The sequence below is a fragment of the Streptomyces misionensis genome (genome assembly GCF_900104815.1).
In the GTDB taxonomy this organism is placed as follows: Bacteria; Actinomycetota; Actinomycetes; order Streptomycetales; family Streptomycetaceae; genus Streptomyces; species Streptomyces misionensis.
Genome location: NZ_FNTD01000004.1, coordinates 5,638,919 through 5,659,377, shown reverse-complemented (window position 1 = coordinate 5,659,377; position 20,459 = coordinate 5,638,919). Strand labels below are relative to the sequence as shown.

The 20,459-nt window shown below is 71.7% G+C and carries 22 protein-coding genes; 3 read left to right on the top strand and 19 right to left on the bottom strand.

What is annotated here, in order from left to right:
- Window positions 1–32: 32 nt before the first annotated feature.
- A complete protein-coding gene (locus tag BLW85_RS27575; protein ID WP_070022270.1) occupies window positions 33–1,103 on the bottom strand; it encodes a thiamine ABC transporter substrate-binding protein in 1,071 nt (356 codons plus the stop codon).
- 203 nt (window positions 1,104–1,306) lie between these two features.
- Window positions 1,307–2,413, bottom strand: a complete 1,107-nt coding sequence (gene rlmN, locus BLW85_RS27570; RefSeq protein ID WP_070022271.1) for a dual-specificity RNA methyltransferase RlmN — start codon at window positions 2,411–2,413, stop codon at window positions 1,307–1,309.
- 121 nt (window positions 2,414–2,534) lie between these two features.
- Between rlmN and BLW85_RS27565 the strand changes: the two genes are divergently transcribed.
- Both BLW85_RS27565 and BLW85_RS27560 read left to right on the top strand, forming a co-directional pair.
- The gene (locus BLW85_RS27565) at window positions 2,535–2,996 is read left to right on the top strand and encodes a MerR family transcriptional regulator (RefSeq protein WP_070022272.1); all 462 of its coding nucleotides are present in this window, start codon (window positions 2,535–2,537) and stop codon (window positions 2,994–2,996) included.
- A gap of 139 nt (window positions 2,997–3,135) precedes the next feature.
- On the top strand, window positions 3,136–4,176 hold the full coding sequence (locus BLW85_RS27560; RefSeq protein WP_070022273.1) for an NAD(P)-dependent alcohol dehydrogenase: 1,041 nt from the start codon (window positions 3,136–3,138) through the stop codon (window positions 4,174–4,176).
- A gap of 4 nt (window positions 4,177–4,180) precedes the next feature.
- Here the strand turns inward: BLW85_RS27560 and BLW85_RS27555 are convergent, their stop codons facing one another.
- The 6 genes from BLW85_RS27555 to rpsB all read right to left on the bottom strand — a co-directional run bounded on the left by BLW85_RS27555 (window position 4,181) and on the right by rpsB (window position 10,079).
- Window positions 4,181–4,960 (bottom strand): VOC family protein, encoded by a 780-nt coding sequence (locus tag BLW85_RS27555; RefSeq protein WP_074993512.1) that lies wholly within the window; start codon window positions 4,958–4,960, stop codon window positions 4,181–4,183.
- A gap of 151 nt (window positions 4,961–5,111) precedes the next feature.
- Window positions 5,112–6,332 carry a phosphatidate cytidylyltransferase gene (locus BLW85_RS27550; RefSeq protein WP_074996227.1) on the bottom strand — a complete coding sequence of 407 codons (1,221 nt, stop codon included), beginning with the start codon at window positions 6,330–6,332 and terminating at the stop codon, window positions 5,112–5,114.
- 140 nt (window positions 6,333–6,472) lie between these two features.
- Window positions 6,473–7,030: a ribosome recycling factor gene (gene frr, locus BLW85_RS27545; RefSeq protein WP_070022353.1), complete on the bottom strand. Its 558-nt coding sequence runs from the start codon at window positions 7,028–7,030 to the stop codon at window positions 6,473–6,475.
- A gap of 184 nt (window positions 7,031–7,214) precedes the next feature.
- The gene (gene pyrH, locus BLW85_RS27540; RefSeq protein WP_070022275.1) at window positions 7,215–7,973 is read right to left on the bottom strand and encodes a UMP kinase; all 759 of its coding nucleotides are present in this window, start codon (window positions 7,971–7,973) and stop codon (window positions 7,215–7,217) included.
- Between the two features lie 204 nt (window positions 7,974–8,177).
- A complete protein-coding gene (tsf, locus tag BLW85_RS27535; RefSeq protein ID WP_070022276.1) occupies window positions 8,178–9,014 on the bottom strand; it encodes a translation elongation factor Ts in 837 nt (278 codons plus the stop codon).
- Window positions 9,015–9,173: 159 nt separating this feature from the next.
- On the bottom strand, window positions 9,174–10,079 hold the full coding sequence (gene rpsB / locus BLW85_RS27530; RefSeq protein WP_074993510.1) for a 30S ribosomal protein S2: 906 nt from the start codon (window positions 10,077–10,079) through the stop codon (window positions 9,174–9,176).
- Between the two features lie 273 nt (window positions 10,080–10,352).
- On the opposite strand from rpsB, the gene BLW85_RS27525 reads away from it, so the two are divergent.
- Window positions 10,353–10,916 (top strand): murein hydrolase activator EnvC family protein, encoded by a 564-nt coding sequence (locus tag BLW85_RS27525; RefSeq protein WP_074993507.1) that lies wholly within the window; start codon window positions 10,353–10,355, stop codon window positions 10,914–10,916.
- Between the two features lie 12 nt (window positions 10,917–10,928).
- Here BLW85_RS27525 and BLW85_RS27520 read toward each other — a convergent pair whose 3' ends face one another.
- The 11 genes from BLW85_RS27520 to lepB (BLW85_RS27470) form a co-directional block, all read right to left on the bottom strand.
- Window positions 10,929–11,486, bottom strand: coding sequence for a TetR/AcrR family transcriptional regulator (locus BLW85_RS27520; RefSeq protein WP_070022279.1), 558 nt, complete (start codon window positions 11,484–11,486; stop codon window positions 10,929–10,931).
- 63 nt (window positions 11,487–11,549) lie between these two features.
- Window positions 11,550–12,392, bottom strand: a complete 843-nt coding sequence (whiG, locus tag BLW85_RS27515; protein ID WP_070022280.1) for an RNA polymerase sigma factor WhiG — start codon at window positions 12,390–12,392, stop codon at window positions 11,550–11,552.
- Between the two features lie 321 nt (window positions 12,393–12,713).
- Window positions 12,714–13,889, bottom strand: a complete 1,176-nt coding sequence (dprA, locus tag BLW85_RS27510) for a DNA-processing protein DprA (protein ID WP_074993505.1) — start codon at window positions 13,887–13,889, stop codon at window positions 12,714–12,716.
- The gene (locus tag BLW85_RS27505) at window positions 13,886–15,508 is read right to left on the bottom strand and encodes a YifB family Mg chelatase-like AAA ATPase (RefSeq protein ID WP_074993502.1); all 1,623 of its coding nucleotides are present in this window, start codon (window positions 15,506–15,508) and stop codon (window positions 13,886–13,888) included. The genes dprA and BLW85_RS27505 overlap by 4 nt, the downstream gene beginning before the upstream one ends.
- Window positions 15,509–15,871, bottom strand: coding sequence for a YraN family protein (locus BLW85_RS27500; protein ID WP_070022283.1), 363 nt, complete (start codon window positions 15,869–15,871; stop codon window positions 15,509–15,511).
- Window positions 15,872–15,997: 126 nt separating this feature from the next.
- Window positions 15,998–16,306 carry a DUF2469 domain-containing protein gene (locus BLW85_RS27495; protein WP_043444228.1) on the bottom strand — a complete coding sequence of 103 codons (309 nt, stop codon included), beginning with the start codon at window positions 16,304–16,306 and terminating at the stop codon, window positions 15,998–16,000.
- Between the two features lie 56 nt (window positions 16,307–16,362).
- The gene (locus BLW85_RS27490) at window positions 16,363–16,881 is read right to left on the bottom strand and encodes an NUDIX hydrolase (protein WP_070022284.1); all 519 of its coding nucleotides are present in this window, start codon (window positions 16,879–16,881) and stop codon (window positions 16,363–16,365) included.
- Window positions 16,871–17,656, bottom strand: a complete 786-nt coding sequence (gene lepB / locus BLW85_RS27485) for a signal peptidase I (RefSeq protein ID WP_070022285.1) — start codon at window positions 17,654–17,656, stop codon at window positions 16,871–16,873. The genes BLW85_RS27490 and lepB (BLW85_RS27485) overlap by 11 nt, the downstream gene beginning before the upstream one ends.
- A gap of 111 nt (window positions 17,657–17,767) precedes the next feature.
- Window positions 17,768–18,631, bottom strand: coding sequence for a signal peptidase I (gene lepB / locus BLW85_RS27480; protein WP_239697703.1), 864 nt, complete (start codon window positions 18,629–18,631; stop codon window positions 17,768–17,770).
- Window positions 18,621–19,766, bottom strand: coding sequence for a signal peptidase I (gene lepB / locus BLW85_RS27475; RefSeq protein WP_074993497.1), 1,146 nt, complete (start codon window positions 19,764–19,766; stop codon window positions 18,621–18,623). The genes lepB (BLW85_RS27480) and lepB (BLW85_RS27475) overlap by 11 nt, the downstream gene beginning before the upstream one ends.
- Entirely contained in the window at window positions 19,759–20,457 is a 699-nt protein-coding gene (gene lepB / locus BLW85_RS27470) for a signal peptidase I (RefSeq protein ID WP_074993495.1), read from the bottom strand. The genes lepB (BLW85_RS27475) and lepB (BLW85_RS27470) overlap by 8 nt, the downstream gene beginning before the upstream one ends.
- Window positions 20,458–20,459 lie beyond the last annotated feature (2 nt).

Genomic DNA, 20,459 nt, shown 5'->3' with positions numbered 1-20,459 from the left:
CGCGCTCCCGCGCGACCCCCGCCTGCGGGTGGTCACTTCAGTACGAGCGACGTCCACGCCTTGACCCACTGATCACGGTTGGCGGCGATCTTGTCGGGCGCCATGGTCTCGGGGTGCTGGGCGGCCGGACCGTACGCGGTGAAGTCGGCGGGCACCTTGGCGCCGGCCACGACCGGGTAGACGAACATGTTCAGCGGCATGTCCTCCTGGAACTCCTTGGAGACCAGGAAGTCGAGGAACGCCTTGGCGCCCTTGGGGTTCTTGGCGTTGGCGAGCAGCCCGGCGAACTCGACCTGCCGGAAGCAGGTGCCGCTCGCCACGCCGGTCGGGGCGGTGGCGGGCCGCTTCTTGGCGTAGATCACCTCGGCGGGCGGCGAGGAGGCGTACGACACGACGAGCGGCCGGTCGCCGCCGGCCTTCCTGCCCTCGGAGGATCCGGAGAACTCCTGGTAGTAGGCCTGCTCCCAGCCGTCCACGACCTTCACGCCGTTGGCCTTGAGCTTCTTCCAGTAGCCCGGCCAGCCCTGGTCCCCGAACCGCGCGGCGCTGCCGAGCAGGAAGCCGAGGCCGGGCGAGGAGGTGGCCGCGTTCTCGGTGACGAGGAGGTTCTTGTACCGCGGCTCGGCCAGGTCGGCGAAGGACCGCGGAGGCGCGAGGTGGTGCCGGTCGAAGTAGGCCTTGTCGTAGTTGACGCAGATGTCGCCGTAGTCGACGGGCGTGACGCGATGCTTGGCCTGGTCCAGCTGGAACCGGCCCCCGACCTTGTCGAGGCCCTTGGCGGTGTACGGCTGGAACAGGCCGTTGTCGAGGGCGCGGGACAGCAGGGTGTTGTCGACGCCGAAGAGGACGTCGCCCTGGGGGTTGTCCTTCGTCAGGATGGCCTTGTTGACGGCCTGTCCGGCGTCGCCGTCCTTGAGGACGCGGACCTTGTACCCGGAACGCTTCTCGAAGTCCTTGAGCACGCTCTTGGACACGGCCCACGAGTCGTGGCTGACGAGCGTGACGGTCTTGGAGTCCGCGGCGCTCTGCCCGGTCGAGCCGCACGCGGACAGCGTGACCAGGCCGAGCCCGACCGCCGCGGCCACGAAGGTCTTCTTGTGCACTTGATGGTCCTCCTGGGGTTGGCCAGGAAGAACGCGGCCCTGTCCGGAATGTCCGGACAGGGCGCAACAGCTTGAGTAGTGACCGAACTTCCTACCCAGAATGACCTGGGCGAGGTTCAGAGGGTCTGCGGCCTGACTGCCGCACTCTCAGCGCTGTGGCGCTCCCCTGTCGGAATATGAAGATGTGATGGAACGGGCCCAGATTACCGCTCGGTGGCCGCGAGCTGACCACACGCTCCGTCGATCTCCTGTCCACGGGTGTCCCGGATGGTGACGGGCACACCGTGCGCGGCGATCGCCTCGACGAAGGCCTTCTCGTCCTCCGGCCGGGAGGCGGTCCACTTCGAGCCCGGAGTGGGGTTCAGCGGAATGAGGTTCACGTGCACGGGCCGGCCCTTGAGCAGCCGGCCGAGCCGGTCACCGCGCCAGGCCTGGTCGTTGATGTCGCGGATGAGCGCGTACTCGATCGACAGCCGGCGCCCGCTCTTCTCGGCGTACTCGAACCCGGCGTCCAGCACCTCGCGCACCTTCCACCGCGTGTTCACGGGGACCAGGGTGTCGCGCAGCTCGTCGTCCGGGGCGTGCAGCGAGATGGCCAGCCGGCACTTGAAGCCCTCGTCGGCGAACCGGTGAATGGCCGGCACCAGTCCGACGGTGGAGACGGTGATCCCGCGCTGCGACAGCCCGAGCCCGTCCGGCGCCGGATCGGTGAGGGCGCGGATGGCCGTGACGACCCGCTTGTAGTTCGCGAGCGGCTCCCCCATCCCCATGAAGACGATGTTGGACAGCCGCGCGGGCCCGCCGGGCACCTCCCCGTCGCGCAGCGCGCGCATCCCGTCCACGATCTGGTGGACGATCTCCGCGGTGGACAGGTTCCGGTCCAGCCCCGCCTGCCCGGTCGCGCAGAACGGGCAGTTCATCCCGCACCCCGCCTGCGAGCTGATGCACATGGTCACCCGGTCCGGGTACCGCATCAGCACGGACTCCACGAGGGTGCCGTCGAACAGCTTCCACAGCGTCTTGCGGGTGGTGCCCTCGTCGGTCGACAGATGCCGGACGACGGTCATCAGCTCCGGGAACAGCGCCTCGCGCAGCTTCTCCCGCGAGCCGGCCGGAATGTCCGTCCACTGCTCCGGGTCGTGCGCGTACCGCGCGAAGTAGTGCTGCGACAGCTGCTTGGCACGGAACGGCTTCTCACCGGTCTGGGCCACCGCTTCCTTGCGCTCGGCAGGCGTGAGATCGGCAAGATGCCGCGGCGGCTTCTTGGCTCCGCGCGGCGCGACAAAGGTGAGTTCTCCGGGCTTGGGCATGGTGGTACCAGTGTCGCAGATCCACTGGGGTGGCCCGGGGCCCGGCGGTCGCCGCGGTCGGCGTCGGGCCGGGGGCCGTGTCTTTTGACTTCGAGTACTTGAAGTTCCTACGGTCGAAAAAGTGAGTGCACGAACCGCCCAGCGCACATACACGATCAAGGAAGTGGCCGTTCTGACCGGGCTTCCGGCCAGCACGCTGCGCTACTACGAGTCGATCGGGGTGATCGCCCCGATCAGTCGCGGTGCGAGCAGCAAGCACCGGATCTACGACGAGGACGACCTGGACCAGCTGATGTGGGTCGCCTGCCTGGCCGCCACCGGCATGTCGGTGAGCGACATGCGGCAGTACGTGGCGAACGGGCAGCTCGGGCCCGCCGCCGCGGGCGAGCAGATCGAGCTGCTCACGGAGCAGGAGCGGCGGCTGGCACGCGAGGCCGAGTACATCGCCCTGCGTCGGCGGTACGTCCGCCTGAAGATCGACTACTGGGGAGCGGTCCAGTCGGGCGACGACGCCCGCGCCCGGACGCTGTCGGAACAGGCCCGCACGCTCGCCGACGAGCTCAAGCGGGCCAGGAAGCAGTAGCCCGGCCGCGCGCCGCCCACCGGCCGCACGGCCCCGCCCGGCTGCCCGCCGGACGCGGGCACGCCGCCGGGTGCGCACTCACACGCCCCCACCCACCCCACACCCCCCCACGACACCGAAGACGAAGGAACGCTTCCTCATGCGCGTCAACGCCTACGCCGCACCCGCCGCCGGTCAGCCCCTGGCCCTCACCACCATCGAGCGCCGCGACGTCGGACCCAACGACGTACTGATCGAGATCGAGTACGCCGGCATCTGCCACTCCGACATCCACACCGTCAACGGCGACTGGGGGCCGCAGCCCTTCCCGGTCGTGCCCGGCCACGAGATCGTCGGCATCGTCACCGAGGCCGGATCCGCCGTCACCCGGCACCGCGTGGGCGACCGCGTCGGCGTCGGCTGCATGGTCAACTCCTGCGGCGAGTGCGCCAACTGCCAGGCCGGCGACGAGCAGTACTGCGTCAAGGGCATGGTCCCCACCTACGCCGGCACCGACCGCGACGGCACCACCACCCAGGGCGGTTACTCCACCCACGTCGTCGTCGACGCCGACTACGTCCTCTCGGTCCCCGAGAGCCTCGACGCGGCCGCCGCCGCGCCGCTGCTCTGCGCCGGCATCACCACCTACGCCCCGCTGCGCCGCTGGGGCGCCGGCCCCGGCAAGAAGGTCGCCGTCGTCGGGCTCGGCGGCCTCGGCCACATGGCCGTCAAGATCGCCCACGCCCTCGGCGCCGAGGTGACCGTGCTGTCGCAGTCGCTGAAGAAGCGGGAGGACGGCCTCCGCCTCGGCGCCGACCACTACCACGCCACCTCGGACCCCGACACCTTCGAGCAGCTCGCCGGCCGCTTCGACCTCATCGTCAACACCGTCAGCGCCGCCATCGACCTGAACGCCTACCTCGGCCTCCTCGCCGTCGACGGCACGCTGGTCAACGTCGGTGCGCCGGCCGAGCCGCTCAGCGTGCACGTCATGACGCTCATCGGCGGCCGCCGCTCCTTCGCCGGGTCGATGATCGGCGGCATCGCCCTGACCCAGGAGATGCTCGACTTCTGCGCCGAGCACAACATCGGCGCCGAGGTCGAGGTCGTCCCCGCCGACAAGGTCAACGAGGCGTACGAGCGGGTGCTGGCCTCCGACGTCCGCTACCGCTTCGTCATCGACGTCAAGACCCTCGCCTGACCGGTCACATGGGGGCCGGCTTGATCATGGCGAAGGGGGCGCCGTGCGGGTCGGCGACCACCGTCATCCGGCCGGCCGCCATGTCGAACGGCGGGGCGAGGACCGTACCGCCGCGTTTGACGAGGGCGTCCACCGTGGCGTCCACGTCGTCGACCGCGAAGTACGCCAGCCAGTGGGGCGGGGTGCCCGGCGGGTCGTCGGCGAGCCGGGTGGCGCCGCCGACCGTGCGGCCGCCGGCCCTCAGCTCCCAGTAGGAGTCCGTGCCCTCCATCGGCGTGATCTCGATGCCGAACGCCTCGCCGTAGAAGCCGGTGGCGGCGGGCACGTCGCTGGTGTGCAGCTCGTTCCAGATCAGCGCGCCGGCCTCGTTGACCACTCCGGCGCCGAAGAACTCGCCGGGCTGCCAGACGCCGAAGACCGCGCCCTGCGGATCGGCGGCGATCAGCATCCGGCCGAGTCCGCCGACGTCCGTCACCGGGACGAGCAGCGTGCCGCCCGCGGAGACGATCGCGTCCTGGGTGGCCTGGGCGTCCGTCGTGGCCAGGTAGGAGGTCCACACGGTCGGCGGCTCCTGCGCCCCCTCGGGCGCGTGCTGCGGGGCGATGCCGGCGACGGGCCTGCCGTTCAGCTCGCACACCGCGTAGCCGCCGTACTCGGCCGGGCCCGCCTGGCCCTGCCAGCCCAGCAGGTCGCGGTAGAAGTCCAGCGCGGCCTGCTGGTCGGGCGCCATCAGATCGACCCAGCACGGGGTGCCGGTCGGGTACGGCTCGGTGACTTCGGGCATCTCTCGCACTCCCTCGCTGAGGGACGGGCCAAGGGCCGCTCTGCCCACCATCGTGTCGCCGAACGCGGTCTTCCGCCTCTCGTGGGCGGGGTACGCCGACGGGCCCCCGTCCGGTGCCAGGACGGGGGCCCGTTCGGTTGTGGCTCGGCGGTCAGGAGCCGACGAAGAGGACCAGCAGCAGCCAGACCACCGGCGCCGTGGGCAGCAGGGAGTCCAGCCGGTCCATGATGCCGCCGTGACCGGGCAGCAGCGTGCCCATGTCCTTGATGCCCAGATCGCGCTTGATCATGGACTCGCCGAGATCGCCCAGGGTGGCGCTGGCCGCGACCGCGAGGCCCAGCAGCAGACCCTGCCACCAGCTGCCGCCGTCGATCAGGAACTGCAGGCACAGCGCGCCCGCGACCATCGAGAACAGCACCGCGCCGAACAGACCCTCCCGGGTCTTGCCGGGGCTGATCCGCGGGGCGAGCTTGTGCTTGCCGAAGCGCCAGCCGACGGCGTACGCGCCGGTGTCGCTGACCACGGTGAGGATCAGGAAGGTCAGGACCCGCCAGGGGCCGTCGTCGGCGGTCAGCAGCAGCGCGACGAAGGTGGCCAGGAACGGCACGTAGAACGCCGCGAAGACACCGGCCGTGACGTCCTTGAGGTAGCCCTCGGGTGGCTCCGTCATCCGCCAGACCAGGACCGCGAGCGCGGTGAGCGCCATGGCGACCCAGGCGCCCTCGGCACCGCGCACATAGCCGGCGACCACCATCGCCGCGCCGCCGACCGCGAGCGGCACGAGCGGCGCCTTGATCTCCTTGCGCTCCTGGAGCCTGCTGGTCAGCTCCCACAGGCCGACGACGACCGCGACCGCGATCACGCCGACGAAGACGGCCTTGACGATGAACAGCGACGCGATGATCACCACGCCGAGCCCGACGCCGACCCCTATGGCCGCGCTCAGGTCCCGGCCCGCGCTCTTCTTCTGCGGCGCCGGCGGCTGCTGCGTGGCGTCGGGCATGGGCTCCGGATTCTGGATCGGGCTCGGGGGCGGCTGGGGCGTCCCGTACGGGGGCTGGGGCGTCCCGTAGGGGGCCCCCGGACCGTGGTTCGGCTGCTGATGCGGCTCGTACGGCGGCTGCGCTCCCGGCGGGACCTGCGTCCCGTGGGGGTCGTACGGCTGCGGCGGTGCCGACGGGTGCGGGGCGCCGTACCCGGGCTGCTGCTCGTACGGCGGCTGCGTCCCGTAGGGGGGCTCCGCGCCGTACTGCGGTGGTGTTCCGTACTGCGGCTGCGGTTCGTCCCGGAACAAGGGGCCGCTCAGCCGAGCGGCCCCCCGGTCGTCGTCCTGGTCTCCGCCATACGCGGGTACGTCGGGCACGATGGGCATGGGGCGCGTCTGCTGCGCCTCGGGCGCATCGTACGCGGGACCCGCCGGGGCGGCCCCGCCCTGGACGGGCCCACCGTCGGTGGGCCCCCAGTAGCCGGCCTGCCCCGCCGTCGGCGGCGCCCCCCAGGAAGAGTCGCTCATCAGACTTCGAGCAGCTCCGCTTCCTTGTGCTTGAGCAGCTCGTCCACCTGAGCGACGTACTTCGCCGTCAGGTCGTCGAGCTCCTTCTCCGCACGGCGGACCTCGTCCTCGCCGGTCTCCTTGTCCTTGACCATCTTGTCGAGGGCGTCCTTGGCCTTGCGGCGCACGGAGCGGATCGAGACCTTCGCGTCCTCGCCCTTGGTCTTGGCGACCTTGATGTACTCGCGGCGGCGCTCCTCGGTCAGCTCCGGGAACACCACTCGGATGATGTTGCCGTCGTTGCTGGGGTTGACGCCCAGGTCGGAGTCGCGGATCGCCTGCTCGATGTTGCGCAGCGCGCTCTTGTCGAACGGCGTGACGACCGCCATCCGCGGCTCCGGCACGGAGAACGAGGCCAGCTGGTTGATCGGCGTCAGGGCACCGTAGTAGTCGGCCACGATCTTGTTGAACATCGCCGGGTGCGCACGGCCGGTGCGGATCGCGGCGAAGTCCTCCTTGGCGACCACGACGGCCTTCTCCATCTTCTCCTCGGCCTCGAGGAGGGTCTCTTCGATCACCACTTGCTCCTGCGTGTCTTGAGTAAGGCCCGGCTGCGGTTCCTCGGTGGTTCGGCGGCCGGCTGCGTCGCGTCTTCTTCCTGCACGGTTCCCGACCGGCAGGACATTGTCCATCCCCCGGCCAAGGTGCGTCCCGTCCGTCCCTCGGACAGGTGCCGTACCCGGGCGACGGGGGGCGTACCGGTCAGTCCCGGCTGCCCTGGTCACCCACCAGCGTGCCGATCTTCTCACCCTTGACGGCACGGGCGATATTGCCCTCGGCGAGAAGCTCGAAGACGAGGATCGGGAGCCTGTTGTCGCGGCACAGCGTGATGGCGGTGGCGTCGGCGACCTTCAGGTCCCGGGTGATGACCTCGCCGTAGCCGAGGGCGTCGAACTTGACGGCGTCGGGGTTGGTCTTGGGGTCGGAGTCGTAGACCCCGTCCACACCGTTCTTGCCCATGAGCAGCGCCTCGGCGTCGATCTCCAGGGCGCGCTGGGCGGCGGTGGTGTCGGTGGAGAAGTAGGGCATGCCCATACCGGCGCCGAAGATGACCACGCGGCCCTTCTCCAGGTGGCGCACGGCGCGCAGCGGGATGTACGGCTCGGCGACCTGGCCCATGGTGATGGCGGTCTGGACCCGGGACTGGATGCCCTCCTTCTCCAGGAAGTCCTGGAGGGCGAGGCAGTTCATCACGGTGCCGAGCATGCCCATGTAGTCGGAGCGGGCGCGGTCCATGCCGCGCTGCTGGAGTTCGGCGCCGCGGAAGAAGTTGCCGCCGCCGATGACGACCGCGATCTGCGCCCCGTCCCGCACCACGGCCGCGATCTCGCGGGCGATCTTGTGCACCACGTCCGGGTCGACGCCCAGGCCGCCACCGCCGGAGAAGGCCTCTCCGGACAGCTTCAGCAGAAATCGGCCGCGTACTTTGCCGTCGTCGCTCTTCTGGGCCTTGTCGGTCATGGGAGATCCCGCCTCTTTCACGTGTTGCACATACGAAGAAGGCCATTGCCGATGGGGTCGCTTTTCGCTCCCATACGCGGCAATGGCCTCCTCGTCAGATCTGCTGCCGTCCGCCTCGCACCCGGGTGTGGCGGTGTGCGCGGGCGGCTGCTGTCGACCCTATCGGGATTTCTCCGCGGGTCGCGCGCCGATCGCGGTACGGACTCAGATGCCGACCTTGATGCGCGTGAAGCGCTTCAGGGTGACACCGGCCTCTTCCAGCACCTTCTGGACCGACTTCTTGTTGTCCAGCGCGTACGGCTGGCCGAGCAGCGTGGCGTCCTTGAAGAAGCCGTTGAGGCGACCCTCGACGATCTTCGGCAGGGCGGCCTCGGGCTTGCCCTCGGCGCGGGTCGTCTCCTCGGCGATGCGACGCTCGGACTCGACGACCTCGGCCGGGACGTCCTCCTTGGAGAGGTACTTCGGGGCGAACGCGGCGATGTGCTGCGCGACGCCCTTGGCGATCTCGGCGTTCGGCTTGTCGAGCTCGACCAGGACACCGATCTGCGGGGGCAGGTCGGGCATGGTGCGGTGCATGTAGGCGGTGACGTAGCCGTCGGAGAACTGCGCGAAGCGGTCCAGGACGATCTTCTCGCCGAGGTTGGCGTTGGCCTCGTCCACGAACGCCTGGACGGTCTTGCCGGCCTCGATCTCGGAGGCGAGCAGGGCCTCCAGGTCGGCCGGGGAGGTCTTGGCGACGTGCTCGGCGATGGCCTTGGCCACGGCCTGGAACTTCTCGCCCTTGGCGACGAAGTCCGTCTCGCACTTCAGCTCGACCAGGACACCGGAGGAGTTGTCGTCGGCGATGATGGAGACCACGGCGCCGTTCTCGGCGGAGCGGCCCTCGCGCTTGGCGACGCCCTTCTGGCCCTTGATGCGCAGCGCCTCGACGGCCTTGTCGACGTTGCCCTCGGCCTCGTCCAGCGCCTTCTTGCAGTCCATCATGCCGGCGCCGGTGAGCTCACGGAGCTTCTTGACGTCGGCGGCGGTGTAGTTCGCCATGAGTCTGTGAGTCTTTCTCGAAGTCTGGGAGATCTTCAGGTCGGTACGGAGTGCGTTCCACATGTGCCCGCGGACCGCGTACGTCGTATCGACCTACGGGTGAACAGCGGGGGCGGACTTGATGGCACCGCCCCCACTGTCGAACGCTGACGCGGCAGGTCAGGCCTGCTCGGCCTCGCCGGCCTTCTCGCCCTCGGCCGGAGCGGCCTCGGCGGCCGGCGCCTCGGCGGCGGGGGCCTCGGCAGCGGGGGCCTCGGCGGCGGGGGCCTCGGCGGCGGGGGCCTCGTCCTTCTTCTCACCCTCGAGCAGGTCGCGCTCCCACTCGGCGAGCGGCTCGCCCGCGGCCTTCTCGCCCTTGTCACCGGCGGCCACGCCGGAGCGGGCGATGAGGCCCTCGGCGACGGCGTCGGCGATCACACGGGTGAGCAGGGTGACGGAGCGGATCGCGTCGTCGTTGCCCGGGATCTTGTAGTCGACCTCGTCGGGGTCGCAGTTGGTGTCGAGGATCGCGACGACCGGGATGTTCAGCTTCCGGGCCTCGCCGACGGCGATGTGCTCCTTCTTGGTGTCCACGATCCAGACGGCGCTCGGCACCTTCTGCATCTCGCGGATACCGCCGAGGGTCTTCTCCAGCTTGGCCTTCTCGCGGGAGAGGACCAGCAGCTCCTTCTTGGTCAGACCGGAGGCCGCGACGTCCTCGAAGTCGATCTGCTCCAGCTCCTTGAGGCGCTGCAGACGCTTGTAGACGGTCGAGAAGTTGGTGAGCATGCCGCCCAGCCAGCGCTGGTTGACGTAGGGCATGCCGACGCGGGTGGCCTGCTCGGCGATGGCCTCCTGCGCCTGCTTCTTCGTGCCGACGAACATGACCGTGCCGCCGTGGGCGACGGTCTCCTTGACGAACTCGTAGGCGCGGTCGATGTACGACAGCGACTGGAGCAGGTCGATGATGTAGATGCCGTTGCGCTCGGTGAAGATGAAGCGCTTCATCTTCGGGTTCCAGCGACGGGTCTGGTGACCGAAGTGGACGCCGCTCTCCAGCAGCTCCCGCATCGTGACGACGGCCATGGCCGTATCTCCTTGAGTTTCTCGGTTGTGCCGCGTCCGCCGGACGGCGGTCGCGCCTGACGCCCGTGCGCGCCGTGCCGCGAAGGACCGAGAGGCGCTTGGTACGAACCGTTTCCGGATGCCGTACCGGGGCGTGCGAAGTCGACCCGGTGACCCGGATCGCCAGAAGAAGTGTACGGGACCGCCGGACCACCGGGTGACGCCACTGTCCACAACCCGCGAGTAGCACACAGGCGACGGCCCCGGGCGGCGGGGGTGCGCCACGGTGGGGGCATGCGACGAGTTCTGGCCCGCGTGGCGTTGTGGCCCGCCCTGATCATGGTGTCCGTACTGCTCGCCCCGGCCCCTTCGGCCCGGGCGCAGCCCCCGGCCGTCCCGGCCCCGCCGGCGGACGTGCCCGCGGTCGCGCGCCTGTGGCCGGTGGGGTCGCGCCCCCTGGTCCTGCGCGGCTGGCAGCCCCCTGCGACGCCGTACGGCCCCGGCCACCGGGGCGTGGATCTCGCGGCCGGCGCCGGCTCCCCGGTGCGCTCGGTGGCACCCGGCCGGGTGTCCTTCGCGGGGCGGGTGGCCGGACGGGGGGTGGTGGCGGTGGAACTGGCGGGGACGGACCTGCGCACCACGTACGAGCCGGTGGCCCCGTCGGTGCGCGCGGGGGACGAGGTGGCGGCGGGCGAGGTGATCGGGACGGTGGAGGCGACGGGGTCGCACTGCGGCGCGCCGGCCTGCGTCCACTGGGGTCTGCTCAGGGGCGGGACCTATCTGAACCCCTTGTCGCTGCTTCCGCCGTGGCTGCTGGGGCGGGGGCCGTCGAGACTGCTGCCGGTCCTCACCGCCTGACCCGGGGCGGCCTCAGCCGCGTACGCCCCGGAGCACCATCGCCACCGCCGCGTCCGTCACGGCCGCCGCGTCCTCGGCCGCGCCCAGCTCGATGCGCCGTACCGCCGCGTCCACGACGCCCTGCACCAGCATCGCCGCCAGCCGCGGCTGCGCGTGGCCCAGCTCCCCCAGCGCCTCGACGATCATCGCGACGAGTTCCCCGTGCGCCGCCCGGATCTTCTCCCGCGCCCCGGCGTCCAGCTCGCTCGCGGAGATCGCCACGACCGCCCGGTGCCGCCGGTCCCCGACCAGGGCCAGCTGCCGGCGGACGTACGCCTCGACCTTGCCCTCGGGCGTCCCGGCCAGCTCCATGGCCGCGGCCACCTCCGCCGCCCACAGCGGGAAGTCGGCCTCGCACAGCTCCTCGACCACGGCGGCCCGGGACCGGAAGTACTCGTACACGGAGGAACGCGCGAGCCCCGTCCGCTCGGCCAGCGCGGGGAAGGTCAGCGCCTCCGTCCCGCCCTCGGACAACAGGGAACGAGCCGCGTCCAGCAGGGCGGCTCGCTGCATCGACCGGTGCTCGGCCACGGAGGCCGCTCGAATCCTTGGCACGTCGACCACTTTAGGACGCCCCGCACGGACGGGACCCGGTCAGCGCCCGAAGCCGGCCAGCTTGGCCCGCAACTGGAGCACCGACTTGGTGTGGATCTGGCTGACCCGGCTCTCGGTGACGCCGAGCACATTGCCGATCTCGGCGAGGGTGAGGCCCTCGTAGTAGTAGAGCGTGACGACGGTCTTCTCCCGCTCGGGCAGCGTGTTGATGGCGCGCGCGAGGAACCGCCGCAGCTCCCGGTCCTCGGCCACCTCCACGGGGTTGTCCGCGGCGGTGTCCTCCAGCGTGTCCATGAGGCTGAGCCGGTCCCCGCCCTCGGCGCCGACGTGCAGCAACTCCTCCAGGGCGACGACGTTGGCGAGCGACAACTGACTGAAGACGGCGTGCAGTTCGTCGATCTCCATGCCCAGCTCGGCGGCCACCTCGCTCTCCGTGGGGGTGCGCCGCAGCCGGGCCTCCAGGGTGGCGTAGGCGCGCTCCACGTTGCGCGCCTTCTGCCGCACCGAGCGCGGGATCCAGTCCAGCGCCCGCAGCTCGTCGATCATGGCGCCGCGGATCCGGGTGATCGCGTACGTCTCGAACTTGATCTCCCGGTCGATGTCGAACTTCTCGATCGCGTCGATCAGCCCGAACACCCCGGAGGAGACGAAGTCCGCCTGCTCGACGTTGGGCGGCAGGCCGACGCTCACCCGGCCCGCCACGTATTTCACGAGCGGCGAGTAGTGCAGGATCAGCTGCTCCCGCAGCCGGTCGTCCCCCGTCGCCTTGTACGACCGCCACAGCTCGTCGAGCGTCGAGGGAGCGGGCGGCCGCACGCTGCCACCGTCGCGGGCGGCTGGGGGGATCGCCGCCCGGTCGGACCCGGAGGTGTGCTGGGGCATTCGTCGCCTTGTGCCGTTCTGCCGTGAAGTGCCGTGAAGTGCCGTGACTGTGCGTGGGTGGGGGGTCGTGACCCGGAGGGGCCGGCTGGGTGAGCTGTCGGTCTGATGTCGAGTTGGTGCGGTCTGTGGAGGCGTTTTCGTGAGCGTAGCGTGACTGGGGAGTCGCGGTGTGCGAACGGCGAGGCACCACCCCTGCGCGCGGTCCCGGCGATCACCTCGCCACCACGCTCCGCAGCTCGCTCTGTGTGATGGCCGACGGGCATCAACTCCGGGAAAGCCCAAGGGTGTCGGGTGTTCCCCCGGACGGCCGAACACGCTCGGTCAGCATGGGGGGCGACCCGCGCGGGCCGAGATCATCGCCTGGCGTGTCAACTTCCAGCCATCGCCGTGTCGTTCGACGTATCCAAGTGCTCGGAGTTCGTACAGTCTGGCGATCGCCTCGTCCGGCGTGGTGCCGGCGCCCAGGGCGATCTCCCCGGCGGGGGCCGCGCGGTCCCCGGGCAGGGCGGCGAGGACGGTCCGGGTGGCCGGTGCCAGCAGGTCGCGGGGCAGCACCGGGCCGGTGCGCGGCGGGGCCAGGTCACCCATGTCGCCCACGAGCTCGGTCACCTCGGCGGCGTCGGTGACCAGGGCGGCCTCGCCACGCAGCAGTTCGTGCACCCCGGCGGAGAGTGCGCTGGTGACCGGGCCCGGGACGCCCATGGTGTGGCGGCCCAGGCGCTGGGCGGCGCGCGCGGTGGCCAGGGAGCCGCTGCGGCAGGCGGCCTCCACCACGACGGTGCCCCTGGTCAGGGCGGCGATCACCCGGTTGCGCAGGATGAACCGGCTGGGGGTCGGATGGTCGCCCGGGGGCAGCTCGCCGACGACCAGGCCCTGCGCCGCGATCCGCTCGATCAGGGCGGTGTGGCCGCGGGGGTAGGGCCGGTCGACGCCGCTGGCCAGGACGGCGATGGTGGCACCGCCTGATGCGAGGGCGCCGCGGTGGGCGGCGGCGTCGATGCCGTAGGCACCGCCGGAGACGACGACCCAGCCGCGTTCGGCGAGACCGGCGGCGAGGGTGGCGGCGACATGCGTGCCGTACGCGGTGCAGGCCCGGGCGCCGACCACGGCGACCGATCGCAGCGCCCATATGCGCAGGCTGGGCCGGCCGCGGACCCAGAGCCCGAGGGGCCGGGCGTCGGCGAGGTCGTCCAGTTGCCCGGGCCACTCCGGGTCTCCCGGCGCCACGAAGCGCGCGCCCGCCGCCCGGGCCGCCGCGAGATCGCGCTCCGGCTCGGCCCGGCCGGCCCGCGCCACCAGCCCGGCCCACCGCACCGCGCCGACGCCCGGGAGCGCCGCGCCGCCTTCCCTGAGCCGCCGCACCACCTCCCCCACCCCCAGCTCGCGTACCCACCGCCCGCCGGCCTCGTCCCCCGGCTCGATCACCCGCGCGAGGAACACCCTCCCGAGCCTGTCCTCGTCCGGCTCCCGGGCCCGGGCCTGGTCGGCGCCGTTCATGTCAGTGCCCCGATGGCCATCGGGACCCCTCGGGGGACGCCGGTGCGCAGATGCAGGGCGAGGGCGACGTCCGCCGCGTCCGGGCGGTCGTGTCCGACGAGGTCGGCCACCGTCCAGGCGACGCGCAGCACCCGGTCGATGCCGCGGGCGGTGAGCACGCCCCGCTCCAGGCTGCGCTCCGCCTCGTCCATCGCGCCGGCGGCGGCCTGGAAGCGTCCGCGCAGCTCCCTGCCGGGCACCTCGCCGTTGGTGCGCCAGGGCGTGCCGGCGAGGCGGGCGGCGGCCCGCTCCCGGGCCTGCCGCACCCGGTCGGCGACGGTCGCCGTGGACTCGCCGCGGGCGCCCGGCGCGGTCAGCTGGGCCCGGGTGACCGGATCGACCTCGACGCGCAGGTCCACCCGGTCGAGCAGCGGTCCGGAGAGCCGGGCCTGGTAGCGGCGGATCGCCGAGGGCGGGCACTCGCACAGGGCGTCGCGCTGCGAGAAACGGCCGCAGGGGCAGGGATTGGCGGCCAGCACCATCAGGAAGCGCGCCGGAAAGCGGACCACGCCCGCGCTGCGCGCGATCACCACGTGCCCGGACTCCAGCGGCTGCCGCAGCGCGTCCAGGGTCTGGCTGCGGAACTCGGGTGCCTCGTCCAGGAAGAGAACGCCACGATGGGCGAGGGAGACCGCGCCCGGGCGGGCGACGCCGGGGCCGCCGCCCACGAGTGACTGCATCGTCGCCGAGTGGTGCGGGGCGCAGTAGGGGGCGACGTCGATGAGCGGTTTGCCCGGTGGCAGCAGCCCGGCCACCGAGTGCACCGCCGTGACCTCCAGGGACTCCTCCCGGGTGAGCCCCGGCAGGACGGCGGGCAGCCGTTCGGCGAGCATCGTCTTGCCCGCGCCCGGCGGCCCCTCCAGGAACAGGTGGTGCCCGCCCGCGGCGGCGACCTCCACGGCCGTGCGGGCCGAGGTCTGGCCGACCACGTCGGCCAGGTCGTGCTCGCCTTCGTGCTGGGCGGCGCCGAGGCTGTGCATGCCGGTGGCGGCGCCGGTGCCCGGTACCCGCAGCCCGGCCAGCAGCGGGTCGGGACGGCCCGGCTCGTCGGGCTCCTCGGGGACGGGTTCCTCGGCGAGCACCGCGATGAGTTGGCGCAGGCTGCGCACGCCGAGCACCGACACCCCGGGGACCAGCACGGCCTCCGCGGCGGCGCACTCCGGCACGACCACCTGCTCGTACCCGGCGTCGGCGGCGGCCAGCACGGCGGGCAGGATGCCGCGCACCGGGCGCACCCGGCCGTCCAGGCCCAGCTCGCCGATCATGACGATGTCGGCGAGGACCCGGGGGTCGATCCGCTCGGCGGCCCCGAGCACCGCGCAGGCCACCGCCAGGTCGAAACCGGAGCCGGCCTTCGGCACCGAGGCGGGGCTGAGGCCGACGGTGAGTTTCTTCTGCGGCCACTCGGCGCCCGAGTTCACCACCGCCGCCCTGACCCGGTCCCGGCTCTCGGTCAGGCTCTTGTCGGGCAGGCCGACCAGGGTGAACGCGGCCACGCCCGGTTCGAGGTCGGCCTGGACCTCCACGACCACGCCCTCGACGCCGACCAGGGCGACGGAGCAGGTACGGGCGAACGCCATTCAGGCCACCCCCCGGGCGTGCTCGACCAGGGGTGCGCCGCGGCCGGGGACGAGGACGCCGACCAGGTCGATGCGGACGCCTCCCGGTGGGGCCCCGCCGTGGGCGTGGATCCAGCGTTCGGCGAGGTCGCGCAGTCTGGCGGCCTTCTCGGGGGTCACCGCGGCCATGGGATGTTCGTAGCGGCCGCCCGCGCGGGTCTTGACCTCGCAGACGACCAGGACCTCGCCGTCCCGTGCCACGATGTCGATCTCGCCCCTGCGGCCGGCGCGCCAGTTGCGCGCCAGGACCGTCATCCCGGCCTCGGTCAGCCGGCGGGCGGCCAGGTTCTCTCCGTACCTGCCGATCGCTTCGCGTGCGTTCATGTCGGCACCACCTCCGGCGCCAACGGTCACGCATCCCGGCCCGGCGAGTGGATCTTGGTGGACCACCGGGCGGTTGTGGAAAACTCCCTCACCCCGACGGGTGACGGGAGGAGAAGCCGCAGGTCATCAGCCGCCCGGGAGTTCCAGGTCGCTCTTGTTCAGCTCCTCGATGTTCACGTCCTTGAACGTGAGCACGCGCACCTGCTTGACGAAGCGGGCCGGCCGGTACATGTCCCAGACCCAGGCGTCCGCCATCGACACCTCGAAGAAGACCTCGCCCTGGACCGAGTGCACCTGCATCTCGTAGTCGTTGGTGAGGTAGAAGCGCCGTTCCGTCTCGATCACGAATTTGAAGAGACCGACGACATCTCGGTACTCCCGGTAGAGCTTCAGCTCCATCTCGGTCTCGTACTTCTCGAGGTCCTCGGCGCTCATGGCATGTTCCCCTTCAGCCGTGCGATCCCCCCATTGTGCGCCAGTTCCACCGGCCCTCAGACGATTTCGGTGTCAAGGGTCACGGGGCCGGCCGGGGGACCCTCGTCGAGCAGCGTGCGCAGCAGCTCGGCGAGTCTGGTCGGATACACCGTCTCATGTGCCCGGGTCAGTTCCCGGCACGTCCACCAACGCGCTCCGACGACGCTGCGCCGCTCCAGTTCGGTCAGGCCCGTCGCCGCGGTCGCGGTCTGGGTGGTGCGGGCCAGGTAGTACCACTCGTCCTGGTCCCAGCGGCGGCCCGCGAACGGGAAGGAGCAGCGGCGCCGCCACAGCACCGGGCCCAGCTCGACCTCGGTGATGCCGGTCTCCTCGGCGAGTTCCCGCAGCGCCGCCTCGGCTCGGGTCTCGGCGCCCTCCACGCCGCCGCCGGGGGTGAACCACCAGTCGTCGGCGGGGTCGTCGGGCTCGTGGCCGTGCAGCAGGAGGATGCGGTCGTGGGGGTCGAGGAGGACCACGCGGGCGACCTTGCGCAGGCCGCCCTCGTAGGGCTGCCCGGCCGCGGTCTCAGCGGACACCGGCCGCCTCCGTGCCGGTGGCGCGGGCCCTGGAGCGGCCCGCGCGCTTGGCGATCGGGCCGTAGGCGCCGCCGCCGAGGACCAGGACGGCGCCGGCGACGATCAGCAGCCCGATGGTGCGCAGCGGGCCCGGCTGGGAGAGGGGGCCGAGCGCCTCGAAGCCGGTGGGGCGGCCCAGCATGCCCTTCCAGGGCCACACGACGGCGTCCACGCGGGCCTTCACCGCGTCGGCGGCGACGGTGCCCTTGGCGGCGTCCGTGAGGTGGGCGGTGGAGTCCAGGGAGCCCTGGCGTTCGTCGCCGAGCAGGAAGAGGCGGCCGCGGGGGACGGTCACGGTCGGGAAGTTCTGGTTCTCGGCCAGACTCCCCTTGGGCAGGTACGGCTCCTGGATCTGCTTGCCGTTGACGGTCAGCTTGCCGTCCGTGCAGCAGGAGACGGTGTCGCCGCCGACCGCCACCACGCGCTTGACCACGAGGGAGCCGGTGACCCAGCTGTTGTCGCGGAAGACGACCACGTCGCCGCGGCGCACCTCGCCGCCGTCCACGCGCTCGGCGAGCACGCGGTCGCCGGCGTCGATGGTGGGGGTCATGGAGCTGGTGGGCACGGTGTAGGGCCGATAGGCGACGGCCGCCCAGCCGAAGCCGCCGAGGAAGAGCACCAGGCCCAGGGCCACGGCCACCCCGGACAGCCGCTGCCCGAGCCGGCTGCCGCCGACCGGTGCCGTCCCGGTGCCACCGCTGTGCGGGGCCGTACGCGTCGTACTCTCGCCACCCATGGACCCGCACCCTACCTGTCGGTACCGAGCGAGGTCAGCCCCTCCTTCACCAGCCGGGGCAGAGCTTTCCCGGAGCTTCACACGGGGGCCGGGTCCAGGGCGGCGACGGGTTCAGCGCTGTCCGCTCGTCGCCTTGGACAGGGCGTCGGACCGCAGCCGGTCCGCACGCCGGCGCCGCCAGATCACGACCGGCGCGACGGCCGCGACGGCGACGCCCTCGGGAGCGACCGTCAGGGAGGCGGCCGAGGATGCCTGCTGGTTGTTCAGGCCGGGCTGGTCGAAGGTGTCCGGGACGGGCAGGGTGCCCCAGCGGTTGATGGGCCAGGCCTTGACGATGGCGCGGCCGACGACCTTGTCCACGGGCACGAAGCCGTGGTTGCGGTCGTTCTGGTTGTAGCGCGAGTCGCGGGAGTTCTGGCGGTGGTCGCCCATCACCCAGATGAAGCCCTTGGGGACCTTCACCTTGAACTGGCCGCCCTGGTCGTCCAGGCTGCACGGCGTGTTGCCGGGGTAGACGTACGGCTCGTTCAGCGCCTTGCCGTTGACCAGCAGCGGGCCCGAGTTCTTGCACTCGATGGTGTCGCCGCCGACGCCGATGACCCGCTTGATCAGGTCCTTCTCATTGGCCGACGGCATCAGCCCGATCCAGCTGAGGACCTTCTGCACCGCGTTCGGGTTCGGCGCGGGCTCGCCCTCCAGCCAGTTGTCGGGGTCGTGGAAGACGACGACCTCGCCGCGCTCGGGCTTGGATCCGAACCAGGGGGTCAGCTTGTCGACCAGCACCCGGTCGCCCACCTGGAGGGTGTTCTCCATGGAGGCCGAGGGGATCGAGAACGCCTGCACCAGGAACGTCTTGATCAGCAGCGCGAGGACCAGCGCGATGACGATCAGGATCGGCAGCTCCTTCCAGAAGGAGCGCGGCCTGGGCGGCGGCGCGGACTCGCCCGCACCGGCGCCCGGTTCGTCACGCGGCATGCCGTCGTCTCCCGCCGTCGTGTCGTTCCCGGTGGTCATGGCGCCGTCCGAGTCCGAGCCGTTCGCCTCCGCGGGGTTTCCGCGGTGCTCCTCGCCGTCGTGTCCCGACCGTGCGCCAACCGCCACATCCCCCACGCCAACTCCTTACTCCGTGCCGCCGCCCGCGCCACAGACGGCGCAGGCCCACCACTCCCATAACGAGCGGGAGTTCCGCAGGGGTCGGGAGCCGGGTCATTCCGTTCGGATTCTCGTGGTCAACCCTATGCGACGGGGGCTGGGCCGCAGCGGTCCCCGCCCCGGCCCGGCCAACGCTTGCAAAGGTTTTAGGTTCCTCCAGGCGCGTCCAGTGGCCGACCGGCCAGCCGATCCACATGGCCCGGCCGACCACCGAATCCACCGAGACCGTTCCGCCGAACGGGGAGTCCCGGTGGAAGCGGGAGTCCGCGGAGTAGGCGCGGTGGTCGCCCATCACCCACAGCCGGCCCTTGGGGACGGTGACGTCGAAGGGCGTGGCGGAGGGCGCGTTGCCCGGGTAGAGGTAGTCCTTCTCGTCGAGCGGGACGCCGTTGACCGTGACGCGGCCCTTGGCGTCGCAGCACTTCACATGGTCGCCGCCGACCCCGATGACCCGTTTGATCAGGTCTTTCTCATTGTCGGACGGGAGCAGCCCGATGAAGCTCAGGCCCTCCTTGAGCTGTTTGAGGACGACCGGGTCGGACGTGGTCGTGGACTGTTCGCCGTCCAGCCAGCCGCCCGGGTCCCGGAAGACCACGACGTCCCCGCGGTGCGGCTCGGCGCCGAACCAGGGGGTGAGCTTGTCGACCAGGACGCGGTCGCCGATCCGGATCGTCTGCTCCATGGAGCCGGACGGGATCACGAACGCCTGGACGAGGAAGGTCTTCAGCACCAGGGCGATGAGGACCGCGACCCCCACCAGAAGGGGGATCTCCCGCACGGCCGAGCGCCTGCGCTTGCGTTTGACCTTGCGCTGGAGCTTGCGCCGTTCGGCGCGGCTGCGGCCGCCGGGCGCCGAGGTGCGGCGGGTCCCGCCGGACGCGGACGCGCGGCCCCCGGCGGGCCGCCGGCGGCCGGCGGGGGCACCGGACCCGGCACGCGGTCTGGCGCGGCTACCCATGGGCGCCACCCGCCGCGGCGGGCACGCGCGCGTAGGCGGACGGCCGGGTCAGATGGGTCCAGTGGCGGTACGGCCAGATGATCCAGTCGGCCCGGCCGATGACGTCGCCGACGGGGATCATGCCGCCGCCGGGCGAGCCGAGGTGGTCGCGGGAGTCGCTGGAGTCGCTGCGGTGGTCACCGAGGACGAAGAGGGTGCCGGGCGGCACCACGATGTCGAAGGGCACGCTGGAGGCGCTGTCCCCGGGGTAGAGGAACGCCGACTCGTCGACCGCGCGGCCGTTCACCTCGATCCTCCCCTGCTTGGTGCAGCAGACCACGTGGTCGCCGCCCACCCCGACGACGCGTTTGATGTAGTCGCCGTCCCCGAAATACCCGGTTCCGTCGAACACAATCACGTCCCCGCGGCCGGGACCGGCACCGAAACGGTAGACGAGCTTGTTGACGAGGACGCGGTCGCCGATCCGCAGCCCCTGCTCCATGGATCCGCTGGGGATCTGGAAGGGCTGCACCACGAAGGTGCTCAGCAGGAGCAGGAACGCCAGGCAGGCGAAGAGGGTGAGGGTGACACGGCCGCCGGGCAGCCACTCGGCGATCCGCGTCGGCAACGAGGAACGCGACCGCTCCTCCGGACCCGGGGATTCCGGGAGGGAGGTGCGGTCGCGTTCCGTCGGCTGTGCTTCGGTGTCCATCG